The 5725-nt window shown below is 70.8% G+C and carries 5 protein-coding genes; 3 read left to right on the top strand and 2 right to left on the bottom strand.

Annotation, left to right across the window (positions count from 1 at the left end; all coding sequences use genetic code 11):
- Positions 1-165 precede the first annotated feature (165 nt).
- Together AOK24_RS37475 and AOK24_RS37480 are read right to left on the bottom strand one after the other, a co-directional pair.
- Positions 166-1005, bottom strand: coding sequence for a siderophore-interacting protein (locus AOK24_RS37475; protein WP_055724409.1), 840 nt, complete (start codon positions 1003-1005; stop codon positions 166-168).
- A gap of 186 nt (positions 1006-1191) precedes the next feature.
- Positions 1192-2112, bottom strand: coding sequence for a 5'-3' exonuclease (locus tag AOK24_RS37480; protein ID WP_079057192.1), 921 nt, complete (start codon positions 2110-2112; stop codon positions 1192-1194).
- A 195-nt stretch (positions 2113-2307) separates the two neighbouring features.
- Here AOK24_RS37480 and AOK24_RS37485 point away from each other — a divergent pair, with 195 nt between their 5' ends.
- The 3 genes from AOK24_RS37485 to AOK24_RS37495 form a co-directional block, all read left to right on the top strand.
- Entirely contained in the window at positions 2308-3339 is a 1032-nt protein-coding gene (locus AOK24_RS37485) for a quaternary amine ABC transporter ATP-binding protein (RefSeq protein ID WP_055724411.1), read from the top strand.
- Positions 3332-5134: an ABC transporter permease/substrate binding protein gene (locus AOK24_RS37490; protein WP_055724412.1), complete on the top strand. Its 1803-nt coding sequence runs from the start codon at positions 3332-3334 to the stop codon at positions 5132-5134. Before AOK24_RS37485 ends, AOK24_RS37490 begins: the two co-directional genes overlap by 8 nt.
- Positions 5135-5447: 313 nt before the next feature.
- Positions 5448-5725, top strand: a 278-nt coding sequence (locus tag AOK24_RS37495; protein ID WP_159052127.1) for a helix-turn-helix domain-containing protein, incomplete at its 3' end; no start/stop codon positions are given.

A 5725-nucleotide genomic window follows, 5' to 3' on the forward strand; every position in this document is an offset into this window, starting at 1 on the left:
GATCGGGGAGGGGAGGAGTGGTCGTCACGGCGGCACCTGCCTTGGGCGCGTGCTCCAGCACGTATTCCTGTCGGGTGACAGAAATTAGGGATGTGCTGTTGCGTGCGCGTCACGCGGGCATGTCCGAGACGGGCCCAACTCCTCACGAGGGCCGGCCGCGGGGCCTCACGCCGCCGGCGTCTCCTGCTCCGCCTCGATGCGCGCGTTCCACTCCCGCTTCGACGCCTGCCACCCGTCCTCGTCGTGCCCGAGCCGCCAGTACCCGGAGATGGACAGGTCCTCGCGGGTCAACGCGCGCTCGACGCGCAGCAGTTGCCGCAGCTCCTTCACGAAGTGCGCCTCGCCGTGGACGAAGGCGTGCACGCGCCCCTCGGGCCACGGGAGGTCCCGTACGGCCGGGACGAGCAGCTCGCCCACCGGCCGGTCCCCCCGGTGCAGCCAGGTCACCTCGATGTCGGAGTCGATCTTCTGCTCCTCCTCGGGCCCGGAGACCTCGATGAAGGCGTGGGCGACGGCCCCGGCGGGCAGCGCCTCAAGGGCGGCGGCGATCGCGGGCAACGCGCTCTCGTCCCCGGCGAGGAGATGCCAGTCGGCGTCGGGGGAGGGGGCGTAGGCGCCGCCGGGTCCCATGAAGCGGACGGTCTCGCCCGGCTGGACGCGCATCGCCCAGGGCCCGGCGAGGCCCTCGTCGCCGTGCAGGACGAAGTCGAGGGTCAGCTCGCGGTGTTCCGCGTCCCAGTGGCGGACCGTGTAGGTACGGGTCACCGGCCACTGTTCGCGCGGGAGTTCCTCGCGGATGCGTTCCAGGTCGAAGGGTTCGGGGTAGGTGACCCCTTCGGGAGCGAACAGCATCTTGACGTAGTGGTCGGTGCAGGTGCCCGCCGTGAATTCGGCCAAACCCTCACCGCCGAGCACGACCCGCTGCATGTGCGGGGTGAGCCGTTCAGTGCGGACGACCCGCGCGGAATGGGGCTTCCGCGGTTTCCGTGCCGGACGTTCTGACATGACGGCCTCCCATGCTGTTATGGTTAGGTTTACCTAAGTTAGCATCACTCCCCCCACTCTCGCCCCCCTCGCCCGGGGGCTTGTTTGCGTGTTCCCGCACGAGACCCCGCCCACCTGCAAGAACGCCACTCTTCTTTGCGAGAGCATGACTTCCGGGGCGGGATCTCCGTCAAGTCACCGGGCCCTTCAAGCCCCCAGCGTCTCCAGCAGCCTCCCCAGCGACCCGCCCAGCCCCCACCGCGCACCCAGCGCCGCCACCAGCTCGCCGTCCCGGGCCGCCCGCGGCAACGCCGTCTCCACCTCGGGCAGCGGTACGTCCCCGGCGACCCGTACGACCTTCGGCGCGACGGCGACGTACGGCCGCGACTCGTCGAGGCGCTTGCGCTGCGAGGGCGTCAGCTTCGCCGACGGGTCGTCCACGGCCGCCATGATCCCGGCCAGGTCCCCGAACTCGGCCAGCAGTTTCGCCGCCGTCTTCTCCCCGATCCCCGGCACCCCGGGCAGCCCGTCGCTCGGGTCGCCCCGCAGCAGCGCCAGATCCGCGTACCCGCGCCCGTCCACGCCGTACTTCTCGCGCAGCACGGCCTCGTCGGTGACCTGGAGCGTGCCGACGCCCTTGATCGGGTACAGGACGCGGACTCCGCGCGCGTCGTCCACCAGCTGGTACAGGTCGCGGTCCCCGGTGACGATGTCCACCGGGCCCTTCGCGCGCGCCGTGAACGTCCCGATCACGTCGTCCGCCTCGTACCCCTCGACGCCCACCCGCGCGATGCCCACCGCGTCGAGCACCGCCTCGATGATGGGCACCTGCGGCGACAGCGTGTCCGGGATCTCCTCCGCGTCCGGACCGGCCGCGCGCTCCTCGGCGACCCGGTGCGCCTTGTACGAGGGGATGAGGTCGACGCGCCACTGCGGGCGCCAGTCGGCGTCCATGCAGGCCACGAGCTCGTCGGGGTGGTGGTCCTTGACCAGCCGGTCGATGAATTCGAGGAGGCCGCGCACCGCGTTCACGGGCGTGCCGTCCGGCGCCTTCACGGACTCCGGGACCCCGAAATAGGCGCGGAAGTAGAGGGAGGCGGTGTCGAGGAGCATCAGTCGTCCGGTCACCCCCGCATCATGCCGCACGCCACTGACAGCGACCCGTCCGCGTTCACCCCCGTGGCCGCGTACGCACCCTGTGACCTGGGACACCTGTGGGTTTGGCCGAAAAAGGTCCGGGCAGGCGCGCCCTCGGAGCGATGCCGGTTGCGCACTCGGCAACCCGTTGCGCTCCTGACCATGTCCCCGACCGGAGAGGTCCGCGTGTCCGCGAGGCTAGAGGCAGACCACATCTACAAAGTGTTCGGCAGAAAACCGGACGCCGCCGTCGAGCGGCTCAGCAGCGGGGAGACCCGCGAGGACCTGCGCGCGGACGGCGCCATGCCCGCCGTCATCGACGCGTCCTTCACCGTCGAGCCCGGCTCGATCTTCGTCGTGATGGGCCTGTCCGGCTCCGGCAAGTCGACGCTGCTGCGGATGCTCAACGGCCTCCTGGAGCCGACCGCCGGGCACGTCCGCTTCGACGGCCAGGACCTGACCGCGCTCGACGACCGCGAGCTGCGGGAGGTGCGTGCGCGGAAGATCTCCATGGTCTTCCAGCACTTCGCGCTCTTCCCCCATCGCACGGTCCTCGACAACGCGGCGTACGGCCTCGCCGTCCAGGGCGTCCCGCGCCCCGAGCGCGAGCAACGCGCCACCGAGGCGCTGAAGTTGTGCGGCCTGGAGGGCTGGGAGTCCTCCTGGCCCGACGAGTTGTCCGGCGGCATGCAGCAACGCGTGGGCCTGGCCCGCGCGTTGGCCACCGACGCCGATCTCCTGCTGATGGACGAGTCGTTCAGCGCGCTCGACCCGCTGATCCGCCGCGACATGCAGGACCAGCTCCTCACGCTCCAGAAGACCCTGAAGAAGACCATCGTGTTCATCACCCACGACCTCAACGAGGCGATGCGCCTCGGCGACCGGATCGCCGTCATGCGCGACGGCCGCATCGTCCAGAACGGCACCGCCGAGGACATCCTGCTGCGCCCGGCCGACGACTACGTCGCCTCCTTCATCCAGGACGTCGACCGCTCCCGGGTGCTGACCGCGTCGGCCGTCATGGACACCGGCGCGCACGAGACGGACTGCTCGTGCGAGACCGTGACGCCGGGTACGCCGTTCACGGAGCTGTGCGCGATCTGTGCGCGCGTCGATCATCCGGTGGCCGTGCTCGACGACGCGGGCGCGGTCGTCGGGGTCGTCACCTCGGATCTGCTGGTCGGGGTCATGGCCGAGGAGGCGGGCGCGCATGCCTAGGCTGCATCTCGGGGACTGGGTCGACTCCGGTGTGGACTGGCTCGTGAACCATCTCGCCTGGCTGTTCGACGCGGTGAAGGCGGTGGTCGAGGGGCTGTACGACGTCCTCGACGCCGTCCTGAACGCGCCGCAGCCGCTGCTGCTCGCGGGCATCCTCGCCGTACTCGCCTGGTGGCTGCGCGGCCTCACGGCGGGCGTGCTGTCGTTCGCGGGGTTCGCGCTGATCGACTCGCTGGACCTGTGGGAGAAGTCGATGTCGACGCTCTCGCTGGTCCTGGTCGCCACCCTCATCGCGCTGGTGATCGCGATCCCGCTCGGCGTGTGGGCGGCGCGCTCCAGGACGGTCAGCGCGGCGGTACGGCCGGTGCTCGACCTGCTCCAGACGATGCCGTCGATGGTCCTGCTGATCCCGGCGATCCTCTTCTTCGGCATGGGCGTACCGGCCGGGGTCGTCGCGACCCTCGTGTTCGCGGTCGCGCCGGGCGTGCGGATGACCGAGCTGGGCATCCGGCAGGTCGACGCCGAACTCGTCGAGGCCGCCGAGGCGTTCGGCACGACGCCGCGCGACACCCTCTTCCGCGTGCAGCTGCCGCTGGCCCTGCCGACCATCATGGCCGGCGTCAACCAGGTCATCATGCTGGGCCTGTCCATGGTCGTCATCGCGGGCATGGTCGGCACGGGCGGCCTCGGCGGCGCCGTCAACGAGGCCATCGGCCAGCTCGACATCGGGCTCGGCTTCGAGGCCGGGCTCGGGATCGTCGTCCTCGCGATCTACCTCGACCGCATGACGGGCGCGCTCGGCACCCGCCTCTCGCCGCTGGGACGCCGGGCGGCGGCGAAGGCGAAGGGGAGCGCGTGGTCGTACCGGCCGCGCCCCGCCGTCGCCGTGTCCTGCGTGACCGTGCTCGCGGTCGTCGCGGGCGGGCTCGGGGTGTTCGGCGGGAACGGGGCCCCGGCGCACGCCTCGGGCACGGACGTCGGGCGCGGGCAGGAGATCAAGATCGGCTACATCCCCTGGGACGAGGGGATCGCCTCCACGTACCTGTGGAAGGAGATCCTCCAGGAGCGCGGCTTCAAGGTGACGACCACGCAGTACGCCGCCGGACCCCTCTACACCGGCCTCGCCACCGGCCAGCTCGACTTCCAGACGGACTCCTGGCTGCCGACCACCCACGCCGAGTACTGGAAGAAGTACGGCGACCGGCTCGACGACCTCGGCGCCTGGTACGGCCCGACGTCCCTGGAGCTGACCGTCCCCTCGTATGTGAAGGACGTCAACTCCCTCGCCGACCTCAAGAACCGGTCCTCCGAGTTCGGTGGCCGCGTCGTCGGGATCGAGCCCAGCGCCGGGATGATGGGGCTGCTGAAGGACAAGGTCGTCAAGGAGTACGGGCTCCAGGGGTACGACGTCGTCGACGGCTCGACCCCGGCGATGCTGGCCGAACTGAAGCGGGCGTACGCGCGCAAGCAGCCGATCGTCGTCACCCTGTGGTCCCCGCACTGGGCGTACAGCGAGTACGGGCTGAAGAAGCTCGCGGACCCGCGCGGGGCCTGGGGCGCGGGCGACCACGTGCACACCGTCGCCCGCTCCGGGTTCGCCTCCGACCAGCCCGAAGTGGCGCGCTGGCTCAAGGAGTTCAGGATGACCGAGGCACAGCTGACGTCGCTGGAGGCGCAGCTCCAGAAGTCCGGGAAGGGCAAGGAGCAGGACGGCGTACGCACCTGGCTCAAGGCGAACCCCGGGCTGGTGGAGAAGTGGGCGCCCGTGGGGAACGAGGCCGCCTCGGCACCGTAAGGATTCGGCCAACCACACAGCGTCATGTCGTACCCCGAGGTCACCCCTCGGCTCCCCCGGCGGGAGCCGGACGGGTGACTTCGGGGCGTACGGGGCGTACGCTCGCGACCCGCCGGGGGGCCGGGGGCCGTTTCCGCGGGCTTCGGGGATGTGATCCACTGGCGCGAACCCGTGCGTCGAGCGTGACCGGGTGTGTCGTCGATGTGACGGGCACATGAAACGGTTTGCGGAACATGCGTAGGGTGCAGAGAACTCATCAGACGACGTGTGCACGGCGACGCGGACCGACGAGCTGGAGGAGGGAGCCGGAGCTATGGGCGACCACAAGGAACGGCCCCTGCGCGTGGGGGCGGCCGTACGGCGTCGGCGGCATGCGCTCGAACTGACGCTGGCGGCTGTCGCCGAGCGCAGCGGGCTGTCCGTGCCGTTCCTCAGCCAGATCGAGAACGACCGGGCCCGGCCCAGTACGGCGTCCCTGGAGAAGGTCGCGGACGCGCTGCGTACGACGGCCGTCGAGCTGCTCGCCGCGGCCGATCCCGCGTGCAGTGTCGATGTCGTCCGGGCGGACGAAGGCGAGGACGGGGGTGTGGC

It is taken from the genome of Streptomyces niveiscabiei (genome assembly GCF_001419795.1).
In the GTDB taxonomy this organism is placed as follows: Bacteria; Actinomycetota; Actinomycetes; order Streptomycetales; family Streptomycetaceae; genus Streptomyces; species Streptomyces niveiscabiei.

Coding starts and splice junctions, on each gene's coding strand:
- AOK24_RS37490 (WP_055724412.1), top strand. CDS start 3,332: ATGCCTAGGCTGCATCTCGGGGACTGGGTCGACTCCGGTGTGGACTGG.
- AOK24_RS37475 (WP_055724409.1), bottom strand. CDS start 1,005: ATGTCAGAACGTCCGGCACGGAAACCGCGGAAGCCCCATTCCGCGCGG.